We start from the raw sequence: 20,421 nt of genomic DNA, 5'->3' as shown, positions 1-20,421 counted from the left end.
CAATAGCAACAAAAACTCTTCTTCCTACTATCATAAGCATCACATAAAGCAGAATAAACAACCAATAATAGAAATAACCGGAGGAAAGTTGTGACACCATACATCATGGCCAGTATATTAAAATGTCATTACCATATTACTCAGTGATATGCTCCACCAAAATAGAGGGGGACATCGTCTTTACTTATGGATTACATTCATCTTTCGAGAATCAGTTTAAAGCACCTGACAGCGCTGCACATCATGTTAAGCACGCGTAGCGTTACACAGACAGCAACTCAGCTTTGTGTCAGCCCATCAAGTATCAGTAAGTGTTTGTCACAATTGCGCATTCTCATGGAAGATGAGCTATTTTACCGAGACGGCACCCACTTAATTCCGACCCAGTTTGCACTGCAAATGGGGCCGACCGTTCACTCCATTTTGTCGAGTATGAATGGCTTACTACACCATGCTGATTTTGAGCCCATTGCCCACCAAGGTCAGTATCACCTTGCAATGAGAGAAAGCACTTTCGAAGTGTTTGCTTCGAAACTTGCCAATGTTGTATCCAACCAGGCACCCAACGCTTCCTTTACGATTTACTCAAAAGAACACTATGGATTTGATGCTCTACAAAGCGGTTTAGTCGACTTTATTTTACTACCACACGATATTAGCCAACCCCCCACTCGCGATAAAGAATTGGTATGGGAAGTACTTGAATATGATGAAATGGTCTGCTTAATGGGAAAGAACCACCCTCTGGCTAATGAAATATTAACCACCGAGCAGTATTTAGATTATTCACATATTGGTATTTTAGATAAAGAGCTCTCTGAGCCTTTCTTTGAAAAGAACCTAGCGCAGTACCATCATGCGCGTCGAGTTCCTATTATCGTTGCCGATTTCGGTTCGGCGGCGGTACTTTGCCAACATACTGACTATCTCTTTACATGTTCTAAGAAATGGGCAGAACAGGCTTTGCAAGCACAGCAGTTAGTCACCAAACCACTTCCGTTTAATTACGGTACAGTCGCTTACAGTTTAGTTTGGAATAAGCCCAGCATGAACGACCAAGCCATTAGGTGGTTGTGTGAACAGCTCAGGCAACCTAGTTAGTTGAGTAATTGATTACTAGAATGAGATAAGCATTGAAAACAATAAGGGTCAGCAATACGCTGACCCTTATTGTTTGTTCTAATTTGCTTTTATTTTTGAGCAACCCTAGCCATGAGTTATTAGTCAACAAATAGAATCCTTTGACAAACATCACGTAGCTTTTAACCAGCTATTACGATCTCTATCACTAGATGAAGAATACGTAATTTGAGAATGACCGAACAGTGAAATAATGTAAATAAGCAATTCTCAATATGGAAAACCATAAAAGACTTAGGACGTTAATCTAAATTACGAAAAATAAAGGCTATGGCAACTACCATTTTCATCTATTAAAATAACATTCAATACCAGTTACTTTAGCAACCGAACCAAAAATACATTTTGTTTGTGTTCTCTAGGGAGTAACTCCACTCGACCTTGATGTGACTTGGCAATATCTTGTGTGATAGACATACCAAGCCCCGCACCATCACCTTTTTCGGTGTTCGCACGGTAAAAATTATCAAACAATTTCTCTCGTGTTTCTATATCAATTTCGGGGCCGTTATCAGCGACTCGCACTTCGATATAATCACCACTATCGCTAATTACCACATGAATTTCACTGCCTTCACCGGAGTAACGAATCGCATTGTCGATTAAATTACTAAACAGCACCGTCAATAAGGTTTCATCTCCACGGATTTGAACATCAATAGCTTGTAGCGAAATCTCTTGCTTTTGCTTTAGCGTAATAGGCACAAGTTGAGCAATCACATTTTGTAACAGTTTGCGGAGATCTAGCGATGAGAATTGTGGATTCTGACTTTCGACTTTAGCTAACATCAAAAGTTGTTGGATCAGTCTGTCAGTCCTTTCTATCCCTCGCAAAATATTATTAAGATCGTTCTTTAATTGTTCTTCATTTTGGCTGTTAAGTGCATTTTCCGCATTAAGCCTCAATACGGTTAATGGTGTTTTTAGTTCATGAGCAGCCATACGGGTAAAGCGTTTTTCTCGCTGCCACGCTTGATCAAGCTGACTTAATAGTTCATTCAGTGCCGTCACTAACGGCGACAATTCAACCGTTGGGTTGGCCACATAAATACTATCGAGTTTATTCACACTACGCTGTGTAATTGCTCGTTTTAACTCTGAAATAGGCTCAAAGTGTATACCAATTAAGATCACCATAATGCCAGCTAAGCAAGGAATTAAGATCAATTGCGGCAACGCTGTCGACAACGCTAATTCGTGACTCATTTCTTGTCTGATGACTTGTTTTTCCGCGACAATCACATATTCAGGAGTAGTATGATAATTCTCAGGTAATGGTAATTGAAAAAAGCGCCACGATTCACCATTGAGCGTGACATCGCCAAAACCAACATATGCGGGGTTATGAGGTATTTTGCCAACCTCAGGGTTAGATCCCCATATCAGTAGTCCATTACGGTAAAACTGAAAAAGGATTTTCTTTTCGTATGGGTGACCAAAAGTGGTTGGATCATCATGTCCCTTGGCTTGAGATTGCCGAGAAATTCGTTGCATCCAAGTGTCAAATACTTGCTGAGACTCTGCCATAGAGCGCTCACCATCATCAACTGGCATACCTAATAAAAGCAGTTTGGCTGATTGCCCAAGACGTGCATCATAAACCTCATTGATTTCATATTGTGCGGCGCTATAGCTGAAATACAGGGAAATGAGGATTAGTAACGAGGAGAGCATTACTACCGAAACAGTCAATCTCTTTTTAATCGAATAGCCATTTTTATTTTTCAATGATATACCCCACGCCACGGATGTTTTTTATCATGTTATTTGGAACTTTCTTTCGTAGGTTATGAATGTGCACTTCTATCGCATTATCGCTCGTGCCTTCATCCCACCCATGTAGAGATTGTAGCAGTTGGTCTTTACTTACGACTCGGCCAGCTTGCGTCATCAATACGGCTAGCAATTTAAACTCGTTATTCGTAAGTTTAAGTCGTACTCCTTGATATTCAACCGCTTGTTCAGCTAACAACAAGGTTAAATCACCAATTTCCATACGTGTATCACAGAAACCGGATTGACGTCTGATCAACACCCGTAACCTTGCCATCAATTCTTCCAATGCAAAAGGCTTGACTAGATAGTCATCAGCTCCACCATCTAAGCCTTTGACTCTGTCTTCAACATCATAACGCGCGGTTAAGATCAAAACAGGTAATGTATAACCCGCCCGACGCACATTTTTAAGCACAACTAAACCGTCAATATCAGGAAGGGTTAAATCTAAGATGATGGCAATAAACTGTTCGGTTTTTAAAGCCAAATCAACACCACCACCTCTTTCTACCCAATCAACGGTATAGCCTTGGCGGCTTAATGAAGCCACCATAGACTGGCCGAGTAATACATCATCTTCAACCAACAACAAGCGCATGATTAATTAAGCTCTCCTATTCGCTTTTCTATTTCCTTTTGACGTCCCATATCAGCCAAAGGTCTATCGGGTCTTGCTTTGGCCTGTTGAGCTCGTTTCAAATAAGTCAGAGCATCCACTTTTCGGCCATCTTCAGCTAAAAAATCACCATAAAAATAATTAGAGTCGATACCATCGGGGTTAATTTCTAGCGCTTTTTTGAGCATTTTTTCCGCCATTTCATCGTCACCGAAGCCAATAGGCCACCCCGGTACTTGATAGTATAACGAACCTAAACTGGTATAAGCGGATCCATCTAACGTTTCTGGTGCTTGTTCAATCACTTGCTCAAGCAATACTTTTGCTTCTTTCACTAAAGAAAGCGCGCCCAGCCCACCATTAACGCCAGCTAAAGAGCCTTTATTGATAGCAAGCCAAACTTTTAACTCTGGGCGTTCAGGTTGATCATCGAGTGCTTTTTGATTACGTTCAATAAGCTTTTCTAAACAGTAAACCTGATGTTCTTTATCTTGCGATTGATATTGGCACACCGCCCATTTTTTTTGAATAGTGTTCAACGGATCTGCACTCGATGCAACCGCAGGCTGGATACTGCCCATCGTTAATAGTGAAAGAAGTCCTATACAATATGTTTTCATCTTAAATTCCTCTTACTACTTTCCATGAACTCGATTGATGTAATGATGAATAGTGTCTTGCTGCTTGCGGATAGATTGAGAAACCAATGATGGAAACAATTGATTTAGCTTGGCAAACAGTTTTTCAGGCCACCCTATCCAATGTGATGCCTGCTCTTTTTCCAATATTTTAATAGCATGCTGCGCAACGACTTGGGGTGAGTCACTGGCATTACCCAATTGTTTGTTCATTTGCTCGACTAACGGATCATTAAGACTGGTGTTAGTTGCGCGAGGCGCAAGATAAAGCACACGAAGACCGGAACCATCCAGTTCACGATCTAACGCTTCGCTAAAGCGCTGTACTCCTGATTTTGCGGCACAATAACTGCTGTAACCTGGAAAGCCAATCGACCCAAAAGTCGACCCAATATTTAAAATAATTCCGGGGCGATTTAACCAACTTAGTGCAGCTTGGCTAAGTAAAATTGGCATCGTAAGGTTTAGGTGAATCTCTTGTTCTATCGACGCACTGCTCCGCTGAGCTAAAAAGCTGAACTGGTTAATCCCTGCATTATTAATCACCACATCAATGCGTTTGAGGTTATCTAGCTGGCGACACATCTGTTTCAGTTTGTCTAACCCATCGGCGGTTGATAGATCCACGCTTAAACAGTGATGGGCATCAGGGTTACTCAGTGATTGGCGAAGCGCTTGTAATTTTTCGATATTGCGAGCAACCAGCAACAACGTTGCCCCCTTTTCTTCCAATGCCAGCGCTAACTCATGGCCTATACCACCAGAGGCTCCAGTTAATAGAACGTGTTTTCCTTGCAGATCCATTTGATGCTCCTTAAGCAACGTTTTGCAAACTACTGGGCATTAAGTCATGCAACATTTTTCCGTAGAGATGAAAAACCATATTGGCAGAGTCAATGATCGCTTGCTGATCTTCAGGGTCAGTGATCTTATTCATCAAATCTTCAAACAATTTGATATGGTCTTGATCGAGCACACTGTGAGAGGTGAGATACGTCATCGCGCTATCCGGTAGTTGCAAAGTATGCTTCACCAACTGCGCCACTTGTCCCCCCACACCAACACTCGTCCCTTCTAATACCCAAACCATACCGAAAAAAGCGATAGGATTAGCGCGGTCAATTTGATGATACAAATACGACACCATCAGCTCGATAGGCATACCAACACGGCCAGTTTCTTGGTTTGATCTAACAAGTTCAGCATCGGCACCACATGCTTGAATATCATTCAAAATCCACTCGTGATGACCTTTTTCTTCTTCGATATACTCTCCAATCGCTTGGCGTAACCATTCGTATTTTTCAGGCAATCGTCCTCCACATGCCATCAATAAAGGGACGGTATGCTTTACATGATGAAAAGCTTGAGTGAGAAAATTCACATAAGTCTCTTTATCTATATCCCCACGCTGACAGGCAGCAAAAATAGGGGCTTGGAGCATCGACATTTGCGCAGGTAAAGTTTGCTGTTTTAATGTTTGAAAAAATTGACTCATCATCGGTTCCTCAAGAATAAATTGACATAGGGGCAATAGAAATTCGCTGCACAGAGCTGGGGACGTTGGTGTCGCTTAACCAAGACTCAAAAGCTTGGCGAATCGGCCGCCCATTACTTGTAAATAAGTGATGGTATGAACGTAGATCGCTCACCGTAAGCACATCACCAATGTTGGCGTAATCTGGCAATTTCTGGTTAAGTTGCTCAATGGCAGATAACACCAGAGATTGATCGCCGCCATCAACAACGGCGGTTAGGTGCTGCTGACCTTCACCAACCACCACCATGGTGCGTAAAGGCGCAAAAATTTGCGCTTCAGATTCAACCCATTCTGGCGATACATTCCGGCCAAAACTGGTGATAATCTGGTTTTTCTTACGACCAGTAATAGAAAGGTAACCTTGCTCATCCAGCGAACCCAAATCGCCCGTGGCTAGCCATTGCTCATTAAAAGGTTGGTTGATATAACCCAGCGCAACATTATCTTTAACAAGCACTTCCCCATCCGGCGCAATCATCACTTTTGAATGCGGTAATACTCGTCCACATGTGCCTATTTTCAGTTGTGATGGCGTATTTAAACTCACCACAGAGCCGCATTCCGACAGGCCGTAACCCTCAAAAGCCGGAATGTGCATCGCGTGAGCATACTGCATCAACTGCGGGGCAACACGCGCGCCACCCACCGCGACAAAAACCAGCGAGGCGACAAGAGCAGCATCCTGTTTAGCAACGTGAATCAACGCCATTAACAACGCAGGGGTAAGCACTAGGCTATTGGGTTGATAACTAGCCAGTGCATGTGCGAAACGCTGTGCATCAAACTGGCTCGACCCCACTAAGCCCACGTCTTCACCTCGCAGTACCACAGAGCTAGCACCAAGCATGATTGGTACATAGATACCGGTAATATTTTCTAGCAAAGTGGACAGAGGCAGTAAAACCAAGTGAGTATCGCATTTCGCTTGCGTCGCAATCGCTTCCTTTAAAGTCATGCTCACAGTAGCAAGGTGTTGACTGCTTAAGCACACCCCTTTCGGCGTTCCTGTTGAGCCTGAAGTGAATGTGACTTTGGCACTATGGGGAAGTAACCGAGCAGGCTGCACATCACAGACTTTCCATACATCCAGCGACCCAATCGTCACGGCTAGCGGCTGTACTAATGATGCTGATAAGGTATCAGGCCAATCTCCCAACAGTAAATCGACACCCGCAGAGTCTAAAGTGTGGCGGATTTGCTCCGCTGTAAAAAACATCGGGATCGGTACAATCGGCAACTTAATATACATAGCCGCAAGGTCTGCTATCACCCAATCCAAACTGTTTTCAGCGCGCAGAGCAATACAGTGAGGCTGTAAAGATTCAAGTATTGACGCGTAGCCTTTCACTTTTTCTAGCAGTTGAGCATAACTCACTCTCATCACTTGGTCAGAGCTATGCGAACAGCCGATAAAGGCAATACGGTCAGGCGTTAGTTCCGCACGCTGCATTAAGGTTTCAATAATGGCAGACATCACTACTCTCCTATAACCGTACGGCTGTGGTTTACAAATAAGCTCTGCAAATGCGCCAACCCTTGCTTTAAGTTACCGGCAACAATACGCGGTTGATGCTGATAGTAATTTCCCCATATTTGGGTAGCATCAGCAATTCGATTTGGATCCGCTTCTGCTAATATCGTAGGGGTTAAGCCTAAACGGCACATCATGGCATAAAGGGGATCGGTCGCTGTAAAAATGCACCACTCAAAACCCGATGCCACCAATTTCTCAGTCATGAGTAGGAAATGGACTGGTGACATTCCTCTAGAAAATGATGCCAGTTGACCAAATTCAATTAAGCTTTCACGGCCAATGTCTTGGCTAAAAACGTTAGATAGAATGGCTTCCGCTGGCTCATCTAAATATTGTTCAAGAAACAAGGCTTCATTGCTGGCAATGCGAAAACCGCATAAAGACTGGATATGGTCGTGATCGAGCAGAGCAAGAAACGTTGGCATGAAACTATTGAGTTTCGCGTCAAACGCTAGGGCGTACCGTTCACCAATATACGCTTCGACTTCTTTACGTTTTGGGTGGTCTTTTTCAACCATCTCTAACACTAGTGTGTTTGCTCGTAAGAGATCTTTCATTTGTTCACCCTCTAACTTTGATTTCATAGTGAGAATAAGAAATGAAACTTAAGGGAAACTTAAGAAAGTAAATTTTTTGCTACACGCATAAAAAAACCGCGCTTTACAGCACGGTTTCTAAGGGGAAATACCGAGATAAAATCGTGAACTAGGATGAAAGGATTACTTACGACCCACGCCCATCACAACTGGCGCTAGGCCATTTTTTGTTTGCATCTCAAAAGCCACTGAGGTTTCAACCTGACTAAAACCTGCATCTTTAAGTAGTGTTTCGATCTGACGTTGGCTAAGACCGTATTCAGGATCATCCTCTGCGACTAACCAGTCCCAGTGCACAAATAAGCCATTGTCATCCAGTAAAGAATGGATGATTGTGAGCACTTCACTCAAATTAGGCACAAAACCACAAACAGAAGAAGCAACGACAAGGTCAAATTGCTTACGAAAGGCAGGGTGCTGCGCGACTAAACCACGGGTCAAGAAGTCAACCACAGGTTCAACATTAGACAGTTCTTTTTTGTCTAACTCTTCAATCATCGCTTCCGAGCTGTCTAATGCGACAATATCCTTTACTTGTGGTGACATCAATTGACTCAATAAACCCGTACCACAGCCAAAATCAAAAACATGTTTGCCATTGAGTGACGCTAACTTCTGAAGCTGCTGAAAAACGTTCTGTGCAAAAATAGTTGTGGACTCATCCTGTTCCCACTCAGCTGCGTACTCATCCCATTCGTTCGCCATCATGGCCTCCGTATTACTTCTTGTATTGGGGTAATATTGCCAAGAGTAAACCAAAACTATGTGACGTTCATAGCGTTACAACCCAATCTTATTCAAGAAATGGGGCGCTTATTTCATTTGGCGAGAAAACAGACAGATAGGCATCCAACTGAAAATTGTTTATGATGCGCTGACTATCATCACTTGTGATTACTATATCTTCGAGTCTTTATGAATCTCTCGCAAATTGAAGCATTTTGTTCCGTCGCAGAAACTGGTTCTGTTTCTGAAGCGGCACGGCAGCTAGAATGTAACCGCACTAAACTGAGCATGGCGATAAAAGCATTAGAGAAAGAGCTCGATACAGCCCTGTTTGTGCGAACCGGTAATAACCTCACGCTTTCGGAAGCAGGTAAAGCGATTTACAAAGATTGTGAAAGCGTGTTGGTGACGATTGCGCGGATAAAGCACACCTGCACTCAAGTCTCACGTGGGTTTAACGCTGAAATGTGGATAGCCCGTGATGACTCACTACCCGATGCACTATGGCAAGACTTTGCGCATCAGCTCAATAATCGTTTTCCAGCCACGTCATTCAACTTAGTACTCGCATCGAGCGGTGACTTAGCCAACTTAATTGCCACTCACCAAGTTGACTTCGCGTTTGGCGTTGATTATGAGCGTATCAATGACCCCAGAATTACCTACCAACCTTTGGGCAAAATCCGCATGATGTCAGTGTGCAAAAGTGACCATCCACTGACCAAGATTAAACGTGTAACTGATGAAGAACTCCGCAAAGCAATGCAAGCGGTGATGGTTTACCTTAATGAGAAGGATAATCCAGAGCTACAACCTTTTTCACGTCGATATATCGGTTTCTCTAGTTTTGATTACATGCTCAACACCATTTTGACAGAAAATGCATGGGGAGTTTTGCCCGAGCCACTTATTCGCCGTTATTTGCGTGAACAGAAACTAACGGTAATCAAGCATACTTATGGTTTAACCCAAGAAGATTATTGCATGTTCACCGCAACAGGTATGGCAGAACATCCTGGAATGAATTGGTTAGCGGATAAACTCAGCGATTACTTGTTTGATTTTTAATCAAATCGAGACTCAATCAGTCAGCGTCAAAAAAATTGACAGGAAAATAATTAATAACCATTTGTTTTTAAAAGAAATAATAATGTTAAATTGATTCCACTATCAATTACGCTCACTTAACGATTGTCAAAAATGGGTTTTCAGCCAAAATAACACTATGTTTTCAACAGGTATTATTTTATGTGCGCTCGAACAAGAAATAACGAAAATCGCGTATTAACGATTTCTGCCCTTTTGGCTTCTGGCTTTGCTGGAGGTGGTTTAGTGGTAGGTATGCTTGTCGGCTCATTAGTTATCGTGTTTGATGGTGTCTATTCACTGGTCAGCTTGCTGTTAACATTATTGTCGCTGGTGGCTTCACGTTATATCCGTAAACCTTCAGATTCTCAATTTCCATTGGGTAGAGCCGTTTTTGAACCAGCGGTAATTGCAATTAAAGCCAGCGTGATTTTATTAGTAGTGAGTTATTCGCTCTACTCAGCTGTCGTTGCATTATTTACTGGTGGGCGTGAAGTGGATGCTTCTATCGCAACACTCTTTGGCGCAATCAACGTTATTGGCTGTGGCTTTGCCTGGTGGTTTATTGCTCAAAAAAGTAAGCGTTACTCTTCTGGCTTAATCGAAGCAGAAACGAAACAGTGGCAAATGGACACGCTATTAAGTGTCGTGGTAACCGTAGGTTTCTTAGTGGCTTTTTTAGTGACAATGTCACCTTATGCGGAGTATGCCGTATATGTAGATCCAATGATGATGCTACTAATGTCGTTTTATTTTATTAAAGTGCCTTACGACATGCTCAAATCCGCGATGCGTGAATTACTGATGATGTCGGCGAGCAAAGAAATTTGTAACACAGTTGACCAAGGCGTAATAGCCGCAGGTGAAGAATCAGACCAAGAGATTGAATTGACTTCCGTGACTAAAGTAGGCCACGAGTTATGGGTAAACGTAGATATTCGCCCAGAAGAGAATGAAATGATTGCCATCGAAGATATTGAAAGTACACGTCGTTCGTTGCATAAGCGTCTATCGAAACTGCCTTTTGAATTGCAATTAAACATGAACATTGCACGATAGTCACAAACCTTCATAAAAAGACCTCAACCATTAGGGTGAGGTCTTTTTGTTTCTAATAGCCGATTCGCCTAGCTTGCTTGTGTTGTTAACAGATGACGATCTATCTTTTGTCGCCCACCAGCACATTAATGAACCAATGGTGACCATCACGACACCTTGCCAAAAACTGACACCGAGCACCACTCCCAATATAACCGAAGAAAATAACGTCGAAATGACAGGAGTGAAATAGGAAAGCGTAGCCAGTAACAGCATATTTCCTCGAATAATCGCGACATTCCACAACGCATAGCCACTGCCCATAACCACACCAGTGATCACTAAATTTAAAGTGGCAGGGAGTGTAAATACTAACGCTCGTTCATCACTGAAGAAATATTGAATCCAAAGTGCGCTGGCTGTGGCGATAAAAAAGACGATAATTGCATTTTGTCCATTCGCTAACTGTTTGGTGATATTGCAATACACAGCCCAAATAATCGCTCCCGCAAACGCCATGCTATAAGTCGCAGGATTAGTGGCGATGTTGCGAGAAAACTGTTCGATAGAAAAGCCATCATCACCAGCGATCGTCCACGCAACCCCCACAAAAGCTAATACAACGCTCGGGTAAACGAATAAATTAATTGGCTTACGAGTAACAATAACAGCCAACAACACCGTCAGTGCTGGCCATAAATAATTGATAACTGCCATTTCTAACGCTTGATGACGATCATTTGCCATGCCAAGTGCTAGCGCTAAGCAAATTTCATAGCTGACAAAAAGCGCGCCACCAATCATCAAGTAACGTAAAGAAAATTGCTTTAGCTTAGGAAAACCCATCACTAGCACGAGAAATATAGAACTCACTGTGTAGATCAAAGCCGCCCCCCCAATTGGGCCAAATTGCTCAGCCACTGTTCGGGTGAGCCCCATAAGACAGCTCCATAGCAAAATGGCAGCCACACCAAACAAGGTGTGCTTATGTTGTTTCAATGATGACCTTCCTCGCTGTTATTTAACTGGTTGAGAGACTGTTGACTTCTTTTAATGAGCGAATCACTCGGGCTGGTGTACCACCAACCAGTGTATCGGGTGGCACATCTTGATTAACCACAGAATTGGCCGCCACAACCGAACGCGCACCAATGGTGACACCTTGGTTAACAATAACGTTACCGCCAATCCAAACATCATCTTCCACTACGATGGGTTTACAAAACGTCTCCCATAAACGGCGACTGCGATAATCTAAAGAGTGAGAAGGTGTATAAAATTGAGTATTAGGGCCAATAAGAACATGATTGCCGATGGTAATACAAGCACCGTCTAACATAGTGACATTCATATTGATGAAGGTTTCGTCACCAATGTGAATCGTTTCACCAAACTCACAGTGAAAAGGAGGTTGAACAACGCTGTGACCAATGGCACCGAACAGTTGCTGCTGTAATGAATAACGCTGCGACGCATCACAACATTGGTTAATTTGAATTTGCAATTGAGCCGCTTTGCAACGAATTCTATCTATTTCAGGATCGGCACCATCAAAGATTTGTCCATCCATCATTTTTTCCATTTCAGTCATCTTTTCACTCCTCATCGCAATAAAAAGCCAGAGTACGCTGAAATAAAAAAGAAAAAAGAGAAAATGTCGCTCGTACATTTTCCCCCTTTTTACATCGCTCATGGCGAATTAAATGATTTCCCAACTATGGGTCATCACCACACCTTTACCTAACATCAAACAGACTGAGCAGTATTTCTCTAATGAATCTTGAGCTACCTTTGCCACCACGGTGGGGTCAAGATTTTCTCCAGAAACTTCAAAATGAATGTTTACCGCGGTAAAAATACGCGGTGCTGTGTCGCGGCGCTCTGTGGTTAATTTAGCAACACACGATGTCACATTTTGCTTGGCCGATTTCAAACCATCAACTACATCGACAGAGCTACAACCACCAGCGGCCATCAGAACCATTTCCATTGGGCTTGGTGCACTCGCACCGCCACTACCATCCATCACAATGGAGTGACCCGATTGTGATTGCCCTAAAAATTTAAAATCTTCAACCCACTTAACTTCTGCTTGCATCACTTGATCTCTTATTCATTGGCTGTGAATTATACCAATCACCGTAAGTCAGTGTTCCGAAATAGCGTAGAAAAAATGCTTGATAGCAAGGCGGAATTTTTCGATAAGTAGCTATTCTACAATCAAAAATTCTAACGCTGTTATCGAGTATTTTAACAAGCTAGGATGACCAGTTATTTACTACGATTGGTATTACTGTTTATCGGAAGGGAAAACCACTCCGGTTTGACGGCGTATTTCCGTTAATAATTTGGACACCAGTAGTGAACGTTGTTTACATTGCTCATCAATACTGTTTCGCTGGATTTGCGCGGCAAATTTCTGAGCTTCATAAAACATGCGATTCGTTTGTTGATCAACACTTAAATCTTCACGACAGCCACTGCGACTAATTTTTGTGACACGATTGCAGATAGAAATCATCTCAACTTGCAACGCAGCCTCTTCACCTTGGATCTCACTTGGCAAGTAAGAATCGCTAGTTTTGGAGTGCATTAACACCACATCAAAACCTTTGTATCCTAAAATGACACTGCCATTGCCATCCACCCCCGTATCCAACAAATGAGCTTGGGCTTGAACTGAGTCTGGCTCACCAAACAGTTCAACCGCAGAACCTAGACAGTAGTAACCAATATCCATGATGGAACCATTAGAAAATTCAGCTAGGAAAGTGTTTGGTCTTTGACCATTTAAATATTTAGGGTAACGAGATGAGTATTGGCAGTAGCTAATCATCGCTTTACGAATAGCACCAATTTGCGATAACTGCTGTTTAATAACAGCAAAATTTGGTAAATGCGGCGTCATAAATGCTTCAAATAAAATGACATTTTGCTGTTCTGCCACTTTATACATCTGCTGCGCTAGTGGGTAATTTGATGCCAAAGGCTTTTCACATATGACATGCTTACCTGCCTCCATCATTTGAATCGACTGCGGACCATGCAGTGCATTAGGACTTGCAATATAGACCGCGTCAACCTCATCGCACTCCCCTAACTGGACTAAATCGGTAAATAAAACCGGAGAATCGTATTTCGCTGCAAATTCTTTTGCTTTATCGAAACTGCGCGAGTAGACCGCCGTCAGCTTAAAAGCGCCTGTTTTTAATGCGCCTTCAATAAATTGATCGGTAATCCAGTTGGTTCCAATAACCGCTAAGCGAATCATAATGAGCTCCTTTGACAAATTTCACTCATTATCTGGAGTTACGGAGTAGGAAGCAATCTTACTTTACAAGAATAAAATAAAGAAAACCCCACTAAGCTTTCGCCTAGTGGGGTTCCAGTTCTTACTCGCAGCAATCCAGCTACTAATAGGTGCTCCCTGCATCTATTCCTTGATAGTTGGCTGACTCCTTCAGCGCAATCCTTTTCATCGCCTTCCTAGCGGTGTCCTTAATCTGTCTTCCTGACAGATTCGTGCAATTATCCTTTGCACCGTACATTAACCATCCTTGATAACCATCCTAGTTATTCAGCATCCAGCTAATGTCCTTCGCTTTCCTTGCCGATAATTCTTCCCGAATCATCGAATCTTCATCCTGAAGATGACCTATCCTTGGGCCTTTCCTGTTCCGTGTCCGCTTCCTGCTGACAACTTAAGATTACTTTTTTTACGTTAACGAACAATTACCGTTCTGAAAAAACTTTTCTACACTATAAATTGATTGCAATTATAATGATTTATTTTCAATGAGTTAAAAATACAACATCTCATTCTACGGCATCAATAAACGCTAAAATCTTACAGTCCGTGTAAGAGATCTCGCACAAAGAAAATCCTAAATATGTCCATTGAAGAAATTTTTGTGAAGAAAAAAACGAGATAGAGCTCTCACTCTAATTTAAGAAATATCTTCGCTAAAATAGATTTACTCTAGACTCAGTGCTCGAAAACTAGGATATTAATGCTGATCTTTATCACAAATCCCTATTTAGTCTGGGGAGCAAAGAAAAATCATTAGAGGAACAAAGCATGATTTCGAAATGGGCACAACGCTTTTACCAAATGGCAGAACTTGTTGGCTCTTGGAGTAAAGACCCGTCAACCCAAGTGGGTGCAGTCATTACCAAACAAAATCGCATCGTTTCCGTTGGCTTCAATGGCTATCCACACGGTATTTCAGACAGCGCAGGAACCGATGATCGAGATATGAAATATCTCAAAACCTTGCATGCTGAGGAAAACGCAATTCTTTTTGCTAAGCGTGATTTAGATGGCTGTGAGATTTACGTGACTCATTTCCCTTGCCCAAACTGTGCGGCAAAAATTATTCAAACCGGTATTTCTGCGGTTCACTGCCCTGAACAAACGGAAGACTTTTTGTCTCGCTGGGGTGATAAAATCAAAGTCAGCCAAGATATGTTTTTACAAGCCGGAGTAAAAGTAAACTGGCTACCACTAGATAGCTTAAAGTAAGTAGCAACATATTCAATACTAAACGCCCTCCGATATTGGAGGGCGCTTTACATTACAGTTGAATCTTTTTGACCATTCCAGCTTCAGCGTGGCCTGGAATGTTACAAGCGAACTCTATGTTTTTGTCGCCATGAAAGTGCCATAGCAACTGCTTCGCTTTACCCGGTTCGACCAACACAACATTCTCACTATGATGTGTTTTCCCGTCCATTTGGCGCATCATCTCTCGGTGTTTCAATTGTTCAGCGGCTGAACCAATTGAGAACTCGTGTTCAATTTTACCCGTATTCATCACCACAAATTGCACTACATCGTTGGGCTCAATTTTGACGGCTTTCTTAAACGTAATTGTCATATCATCAGATAGTAGAACATGCACAACTTTATCTGGTTTAGCACCTTTAGCGGGCATGCCTACCTCAGACATGCCGTCCATCATCATACCAGCGTGATCCATTTTGCTATGGTCCATCTTACTGTGATCCATTTCTGCAATAGCAGAGGTAGTCAACACAGTTAATGTGAGTGCAATCAGTGTTCTTTTCATTTTATATTCCTTCTTGAATTCGAGTGTTCTGTTTGTTCAATATTAAAGTCATTAATCTTTAGCGATTTCACGACTCTTCCATAATTTGAATACCGCAGGCAGTACCAGTAACGTCAGCAATAGCGCAGATGCCATACCACCGATCATCGGTGCTGCAATACGCTGCATCACTTCCGAGCCCGTGCCTGAACCATACATAATTGGGATAAGACCAATGATCACGGTGAGCACCGTCATCATCACTGGACGCACACGCTGACCAGCCCCTTCTCGAATGGCTTCAATTAAGTCACTGCTACCGATAGCTGTATGGCTTTGCTGCGCATCAATCTTTTTGTAATGCCATGCCTGGTTAAGATAGACGAGCATAATCACACCTATTTCTACCGCAACACCAGCCAACGCAATAAAGCCAACGCCCACTGCAATCGAGAAGTTGTAACCAAGATAGTGCATTAACCACAGGCCACCGACCAATGCTAATGGCAAGGTCGCCATAATGATCAACACTTCTCCGACACGGCGAAAACTGAAATAAAGTAGCAGCATGATGATCGCCAAAGTGATCGGTGTGACCACGCTTAAACGTGCTTTCGCTCGCTCCATGTATTCATATTGACCAGACCATGCTAGTGAATAGCCAGCAGGCAGCATCAATTGTTCGGTGACCGCTTTTTGCGCATCCAATACGTATGAACCCAGATCTCGTCCCTCAATATCAACAAATACCCAGCCATTTGGGCGAGCGTTCTCGGTTTTGATCATTGGGGGGCCATCTTCATAGCGAATATCGGCCACATCGGCTAAGGCAATACGAGCCCCGTTAGGCGTCACCAGCGGAAGGTTTTGCAATTTCACAACCGAATCGCGATAGTCCTGCGGATAACGCACGTTGATAGGGTAGCGCTCGAGTCCTTCAATGGTTTCACCCACATTCATACCACCAACCGCTGTTGAGACCACTTGCTGCACATCTTTGATACTGAGACCATAACGCGCCGCTTGTAGGCGGTTGATATCAATGGTCACGTAACGACCACCCGCCACACGCTCAGCATAGACCGAGGCCGTTCCTTGGACACGGTTAAGAATCGGTTCTAACTGCGCGCCGATTTGTTCTATCTCTTTTAGATCTGGACCGGCGATTTTGATCCCTATTGGAGTTTTAATGCCCGTCGCCAACATATCGATGCGCGTTTTGATTGGCATTACCCATGCGTTAGTCAACCCCGGAAATTGCACTAAATTATCAAATTCTTTGCGCAAAGATTCCGTCGTTACCCCTTCACGCCATTGATCTTGAGGTTTCAGTTGAATAACCGTTTCTATCATCGTCAGCGGAGCCGGATCGGTCGCGGTTTCTGCTCGACCAATTTTCCCCCACACGGTTTCTACCTCTGGAACCGTTTTGATGAGTTTGTTGGTTTGCTGTAATAACTCACGAGCCTTACCGATAGAAATGCCCGGATAAGTGGTCGGCATGTACATTAAATCCCCTTCATCTAAAGGAGGAATGAACTCGCTGCCTAGTTTGCTCAGTGGATAATAAGCTGACGCCATCAAACCTAACGCTAATATGATCATACTTTTTGGATAACGTAAGCTCAGATTAAGCAGTGGTCGATATAACGCAACAAGCCCCCTGTTGACTGGATTTTTATGTTCTGGAAGAATGTTTCCGCGAATAAAATAACCCATTAATACCGGCACAAGGGTGATAGCTAAACCCGCCGCCGCTGCCATGGCGTAAGTTTTAGTAAACGCTAACGGCGAGAACATTTTGCCTTCTTGCCCTTCTAACGCGAAAACCGGCACAAAGCTTAATGTAATAATGAGCAAGGAGAAAAATAACGGTGCGCCCACTTCTTCCGCAGCCTTCGCAATGACCTGCCAGCGGTTTTTATCGGTCAACGGGGTCCGTTCAATATGCTTATGAACATTTTCGATCATCACGATCGCGCCATCGACCATCGCCCCAATGGCAATAGCAATCCCACCCAGTGACATGATGTTGGCGTTAATGCCTTGCCAGTGCATTACAATGAATGCCGACAAAATTCCCACAGGTAGACTAAGTGCAATAACCAATGACGAACGCATGTGGAACAAAAACAACGCGCACACAATTGCAACAACGATGAATTCTTCAGCTAATTTATGCCAAAGGTTTTCAACCGCATGATCAATTAAAGTGGAGCGATCATAAGTGGCGACAATCTCGACACCTTCTGGCAAACCACGTTGCAGTTCTGCCAATTTTATTTTTACATTATCAATAACTTGACTAGCATTCTCACCAAATCGCATTACGATCACACCGCCAACAGCTTCACCTTCACCGTTGAATTCAGATATCCCCCTGCGCATTTGCGGGCCAAGGTTAATGTCAGCCACATCACCTAAAAGTAGTGGTGTACCTTTATCCGTTACTTTTAATGGCAACGCTTTAATGTCTTCGATACTTGTTAAATAGCCGGTAGTGCGAACCATATGTTCCGCTTCCGCCACCTCAATTACCGACGCTCCGGTTTCTTGATTACCGTTTTGAATCGCCATATTTATTTGTTGCAAGGTTAGGTTGTATGCACGCAATTTTGCAGGATCAATTTGCACTTGGTACTGCTTAACCATACCGCCAACCGTGGCGACTTCTGACACACCATTAACGGTTTGCAATTCGTATTTCAAAAACCAATCTTGCAAACTACGTAGTTGCGAAAGATCATGCTTACCGGTTTTATCTTGCAATATATAGCTGTATATCCAACCGACACCCGTCGCATCGGGCCCTAAGGTAGGTTTGGCATTGGGCGGTAGTTTAGGTGCCACTTGACTTAAGTATTCCAATACCCTTGAGCGAGCCCAATACATATCGGTTTGATCATTAAAGATGATATAAACATAAGAATCACCAAAAAATGAATATCCACGTACCGTTTCAGCGCCAGGAACCGCAAGCATAGCCGTGGTTAATGGATAAGTAACTTGGTCCTCCACCACTTGTGGTGCTTGGCCTGGATAACTGGTTTTAATTATGACTTGCACATCAGAAAGATCTGGCAAGGCATCAACGGGAGTGTTCTTTACACTGTAAAGTCCACCTAAAGTAAGGAACAATGTGGCGACTAACACCAAAAAGCGGTTATTGATCGACCAACGAATAATCGCACCAATCATTGTTTACCCCCCTGCACCGCTTGCGAGTTAAGTTGAAGCGCTTTAAGCAGGTAGTCTCCATTTTGTTTCAATATAAGAAAGCGAACGCTTTGCCCTTCCGCAAAAACACTAAGATCAATCCCTTCGTCTACCGTAAAATTCATTTCTCCCGCTTGCCAAGCCCACTCTTTAACTGCTGAGTGTTCGAGTGTGATCATGCCAAAGTCTGCCAACAGGGTATTAATTGAACCATCAACCCAAACTTCATTTGCTACTTCTACCCCATTTATGCGAGAAAGATCCGCTGTTTGGCTAGATTCAGAATCCAACATAAAATGCGCAGAAGTCACAACGCTATCTTGCTCTGTCAACCCTTGCAGAACTTCGATGCGATCACCTGCTTCACGACCAATACTGATACGAGCCGAACGATATTTACCCTCTCCTTGCGCTAATACCACGCGTGTCATGCCACCAGAGCGAATCACGGCGGCTTTAGGAATAGTCAAGACAGCTTGCTGAGAAACAGGTTGTAAGGCGATATTAGCAAACATGTTTGGTTTAAGATCGCCATTGGGGTTAGCGAATTTTAAGCGCATACGTAAAGTGCGTGTATTCGGATCCAAAATGGGATAAACATAATCGACCAGACCTTGCCACTCTTTACCCGGAATCGAATCTAAGGTCATCGTGGCAAAACTGCCTGCATTGATCCAATGCGCTTGACGCTCAAAAACTTCGGCATCAACCCAAACTTCATTCAATGGTCCAGCACTAATTACCGCTTGTGCTGGTGATAAATAGCCACCTTCTCGAATATTTAAACTGGCAATCACACCATCAGCGACTGCTTTAATTTCAATAAATTGAGTCGCTTTTCCTTGCTTGACGATCCGTTGGATTTGCTCACGATCAACCCCCAAAGAAAGCAAACGCTCAGTAGCGCCTTTCACTAATCCACGACGATCGGTGCGATAAGCGTTGAGCAATTCTTCCTGCGCTTTAACCAAATCCGGAGAATAAAGGGTAAATAGTACATCACCTTTATTCACCTGCTCGCCAACCGCATTGATATGGAGTTTTTCGACCCAGCCACTAACACGGACGTTGGTTTGCCACAGTAAACTTTCATCAAAAGCGATGTAACCTACCGTTTCAATGCGCGGTGATAATTGAGTCAGAACCGCACGCTCGGTTTTAACGCCAAGGTTATTTTCAACTGCCGGATTGATTGTCACCGTACCAACTTGCTCATCAGTACCGCTTTCATCTTCAGAATAGACGGGAATAAGATCCATCCCCATCGGCGATTTACCCGGCTTATCACGCTTATAATTTGGATCCATTGGTGCAACCCAATACAAAGGCTCAGAGGGTGAACTTGAATCACTCATCGCTTGCATATCATGGTTCTCACCATCTTGATGAGGAAAATATTGGCTAGCGACAAACCCAAGTGCGCCACCGATAGCAAGCGAAAGGACTGCTACGTTGAATAATTTCATT

19 protein-coding genes are annotated in these 20,421 nt (G+C 43.2%); 4 read left to right on the top strand and 15 right to left on the bottom strand.

Going from position 1 to position 20,421, the window contains the following annotated elements; genetic code table 11:
* Positions 1 to 186: 186 nt before the first annotated feature.
* On the top strand, positions 187 to 1,101 hold the full coding sequence (locus tag MCT08_RS15115) for a LysR substrate-binding domain-containing protein (protein WP_053310489.1): 915 nt from the start codon (positions 187 to 189) through the stop codon (positions 1,099 to 1,101).
* 354 nt (positions 1,102 to 1,455) lie between these two features.
* Here MCT08_RS15115 and MCT08_RS15110 read toward each other — a convergent pair whose 3' ends face one another.
* The 8 genes from MCT08_RS15110 to MCT08_RS15075 form a co-directional block, all read right to left on the bottom strand.
* Positions 1,456 to 2,868, bottom strand: coding sequence for an ATP-binding protein (locus tag MCT08_RS15110; protein ID WP_274678779.1), 1,413 nt, complete (start codon positions 2,866 to 2,868; stop codon positions 1,456 to 1,458).
* Positions 2,858 to 3,514, bottom strand: coding sequence for a response regulator (locus MCT08_RS15105; protein WP_168524508.1), 657 nt, complete (start codon positions 3,512 to 3,514; stop codon positions 2,858 to 2,860). Before MCT08_RS15105 ends, MCT08_RS15110 begins: the two co-directional genes overlap by 11 nt.
* A gap of 2 nt (positions 3,515 to 3,516) precedes the next feature.
* Positions 3,517 to 4,152, bottom strand: coding sequence for a tetratricopeptide repeat protein (locus MCT08_RS15100; protein WP_171981044.1), 636 nt, complete (start codon positions 4,150 to 4,152; stop codon positions 3,517 to 3,519).
* Between the two features lie 15 nt (positions 4,153 to 4,167).
* The gene (locus MCT08_RS15095; RefSeq protein WP_171981043.1) at positions 4,168 to 4,974 is read right to left on the bottom strand and encodes an SDR family oxidoreductase; all 807 of its coding nucleotides are present in this window, start codon (positions 4,972 to 4,974) and stop codon (positions 4,168 to 4,170) included.
* 10 nt (positions 4,975 to 4,984) lie between these two features.
* Positions 4,985 to 5,668: an iron-containing redox enzyme family protein gene (locus tag MCT08_RS15090; protein WP_171981046.1), complete on the bottom strand. Its 684-nt coding sequence runs from the start codon at positions 5,666 to 5,668 to the stop codon at positions 4,985 to 4,987.
* A 10-nt stretch (positions 5,669 to 5,678) separates the two neighbouring features.
* On the bottom strand, positions 5,679 to 7,184 hold the full coding sequence (locus MCT08_RS15085; protein WP_274678778.1) for an AMP-binding protein: 1,506 nt from the start codon (positions 7,182 to 7,184) through the stop codon (positions 5,679 to 5,681).
* A 2-nt stretch (positions 7,185 to 7,186) separates the two neighbouring features.
* The gene (locus MCT08_RS15080) at positions 7,187 to 7,801 is read right to left on the bottom strand and encodes a thermostable hemolysin (RefSeq protein ID WP_168524504.1); all 615 of its coding nucleotides are present in this window, start codon (positions 7,799 to 7,801) and stop codon (positions 7,187 to 7,189) included.
* Positions 7,802 to 7,963: 162 nt separating this feature from the next.
* Positions 7,964 to 8,545 (bottom strand): class I SAM-dependent DNA methyltransferase, encoded by a 582-nt coding sequence (locus MCT08_RS15075; RefSeq protein WP_053310481.1) that lies wholly within the window; start codon positions 8,543 to 8,545, stop codon positions 7,964 to 7,966.
* A gap of 210 nt (positions 8,546 to 8,755) precedes the next feature.
* On the opposite strand from MCT08_RS15075, the gene MCT08_RS15070 reads away from it, so the two are divergent.
* Both MCT08_RS15070 and MCT08_RS15065 read left to right on the top strand, forming a co-directional pair.
* Complete coding sequence (locus MCT08_RS15070) at positions 8,756 to 9,634, top strand: LysR family transcriptional regulator (protein WP_053310480.1); 879 nt, start codon at positions 8,756 to 8,758, stop codon at positions 9,632 to 9,634.
* A 180-nt stretch (positions 9,635 to 9,814) separates the two neighbouring features.
* On the top strand, positions 9,815 to 10,711 hold the full coding sequence (locus MCT08_RS15065) for a cation diffusion facilitator family transporter (RefSeq protein WP_053310479.1): 897 nt from the start codon (positions 9,815 to 9,817) through the stop codon (positions 10,709 to 10,711).
* A 30-nt stretch (positions 10,712 to 10,741) separates the two neighbouring features.
* On the opposite strand, the gene yddG is transcribed toward MCT08_RS15065, so the two are convergent.
* The 4 genes from yddG to MCT08_RS15045 form a co-directional block, all read right to left on the bottom strand.
* Positions 10,742 to 11,689, bottom strand: coding sequence for an aromatic amino acid DMT transporter YddG (yddG, locus tag MCT08_RS15060; protein WP_274678777.1), 948 nt, complete (start codon positions 11,687 to 11,689; stop codon positions 10,742 to 10,744).
* Between the two features lie 22 nt (positions 11,690 to 11,711).
* Positions 11,712 to 12,281, bottom strand: a complete 570-nt coding sequence (locus MCT08_RS15055) for a sugar O-acetyltransferase (RefSeq protein WP_053310477.1) — start codon at positions 12,279 to 12,281, stop codon at positions 11,712 to 11,714.
* A gap of 108 nt (positions 12,282 to 12,389) precedes the next feature.
* Positions 12,390 to 12,788, bottom strand: coding sequence for an OsmC family protein (locus tag MCT08_RS15050; protein WP_053310476.1), 399 nt, complete (start codon positions 12,786 to 12,788; stop codon positions 12,390 to 12,392).
* 192 nt (positions 12,789 to 12,980) lie between these two features.
* Positions 12,981 to 13,961, bottom strand: a complete 981-nt coding sequence (locus MCT08_RS15045) for a Gfo/Idh/MocA family protein (RefSeq protein ID WP_053310475.1) — start codon at positions 13,959 to 13,961, stop codon at positions 12,981 to 12,983.
* Between the two features lie 807 nt (positions 13,962 to 14,768).
* Here MCT08_RS15045 and MCT08_RS15040 point away from each other — a divergent pair.
* Positions 14,769 to 15,212 (top strand): dCMP deaminase family protein, encoded by a 444-nt coding sequence (locus tag MCT08_RS15040; RefSeq protein ID WP_053310474.1) that lies wholly within the window; start codon positions 14,769 to 14,771, stop codon positions 15,210 to 15,212.
* 52 nt (positions 15,213 to 15,264) lie between these two features.
* Here the strand turns inward: MCT08_RS15040 and copI are convergent, their stop codons facing one another.
* Genes copI through MCT08_RS15025 form a run of 3 tightly spaced genes read right to left on the bottom strand, consistent with a single transcriptional unit; the run spans position 15,265 to position 20,420 of the window.
* Positions 15,265 to 15,759: a copper-resistant cuproprotein CopI gene (gene copI, locus MCT08_RS15035; protein ID WP_274678776.1), complete on the bottom strand. Its 495-nt coding sequence runs from the start codon at positions 15,757 to 15,759 to the stop codon at positions 15,265 to 15,267.
* A gap of 51 nt (positions 15,760 to 15,810) precedes the next feature.
* Entirely contained in the window at positions 15,811 to 18,936 is a 3,126-nt protein-coding gene (locus MCT08_RS15030) for an efflux RND transporter permease subunit (RefSeq protein WP_261916201.1), read from the bottom strand.
* Entirely contained in the window at positions 18,933 to 20,420 is a 1,488-nt protein-coding gene (locus tag MCT08_RS15025) for an efflux RND transporter periplasmic adaptor subunit (RefSeq protein ID WP_274678775.1), read from the bottom strand. Before MCT08_RS15025 ends, MCT08_RS15030 begins: the two co-directional genes overlap by 4 nt.
* Between the last annotated feature and the right edge of the window lies 1 nt (position 20,421).

This window comes from Vibrio aestuarianus (genome assembly GCF_028858425.1).
Taxonomy (GTDB): Bacteria; Pseudomonadota; Gammaproteobacteria; order Enterobacterales; family Vibrionaceae; genus Vibrio; species Vibrio aestuarianus.
Note: the sequence above shows the minus strand (reverse complement) of the source record. Positions and strands in the feature narration are given on the sequence as shown.

Coding starts and splice junctions, on each gene's coding strand:
- MCT08_RS15045 (WP_053310475.1), bottom strand. CDS start 13,961: ATGATTCGCTTAGCGGTTATTGGAACCAACTGGATTACCGATCAATTT.
- MCT08_RS15075 (WP_053310481.1), bottom strand. CDS start 8,545: ATGGCGAACGAATGGGATGAGTACGCAGCTGAGTGGGAACAGGATGAG.
- MCT08_RS15065 (WP_053310479.1), top strand. CDS start 9,815: ATGTGCGCTCGAACAAGAAATAACGAAAATCGCGTATTAACGATTTCT.
- MCT08_RS15105 (WP_168524508.1), bottom strand. CDS start 3,514: ATGCGCTTGTTGTTGGTTGAAGATGATGTATTACTCGGCCAGTCTATG.
- MCT08_RS15115 (WP_053310489.1), top strand. CDS start 187: ATGGATTACATTCATCTTTCGAGAATCAGTTTAAAGCACCTGACAGCG.
- MCT08_RS15040 (WP_053310474.1), top strand. CDS start 14,769: ATGATTTCGAAATGGGCACAACGCTTTTACCAAATGGCAGAACTTGTT.
- MCT08_RS15085 (WP_274678778.1), bottom strand. CDS start 7,184: ATGTCTGCCATTATTGAAACCTTAATGCAGCGTGCGGAACTAACGCCT.
- MCT08_RS15050 (WP_053310476.1), bottom strand. CDS start 12,788: ATGCAAGCAGAAGTTAAGTGGGTTGAAGATTTTAAATTTTTAGGGCAA.
- MCT08_RS15095 (WP_171981043.1), bottom strand. CDS start 4,974: ATGGATCTGCAAGGAAAACACGTTCTATTAACTGGAGCCTCTGGTGGT.
- MCT08_RS15100 (WP_171981044.1), bottom strand. CDS start 4,152: ATGAAAACATATTGTATAGGACTTCTTTCACTATTAACGATGGGCAGT.
- MCT08_RS15055 (WP_053310477.1), bottom strand. CDS start 12,281: ATGACTGAAATGGAAAAAATGATGGATGGACAAATCTTTGATGGTGCC.
- MCT08_RS15030 (WP_261916201.1), bottom strand. CDS start 18,936: ATGATTGGTGCGATTATTCGTTGGTCGATCAATAACCGCTTTTTGGTG.
- MCT08_RS15090 (WP_171981046.1), bottom strand. CDS start 5,668: ATGAGTCAATTTTTTCAAACATTAAAACAGCAAACTTTACCTGCGCAA.
- copI (WP_274678776.1), bottom strand. CDS start 15,759: ATGAAAAGAACACTGATTGCACTCACATTAACTGTGTTGACTACCTCT.
- MCT08_RS15080 (WP_168524504.1), bottom strand. CDS start 7,801: ATGAAAGATCTCTTACGAGCAAACACACTAGTGTTAGAGATGGTTGAA.
- MCT08_RS15070 (WP_053310480.1), top strand. CDS start 8,756: ATGAATCTCTCGCAAATTGAAGCATTTTGTTCCGTCGCAGAAACTGGT.
- MCT08_RS15025 (WP_274678775.1), bottom strand. CDS start 20,420: ATGAAATTATTCAACGTAGCAGTCCTTTCGCTTGCTATCGGTGGCGCA.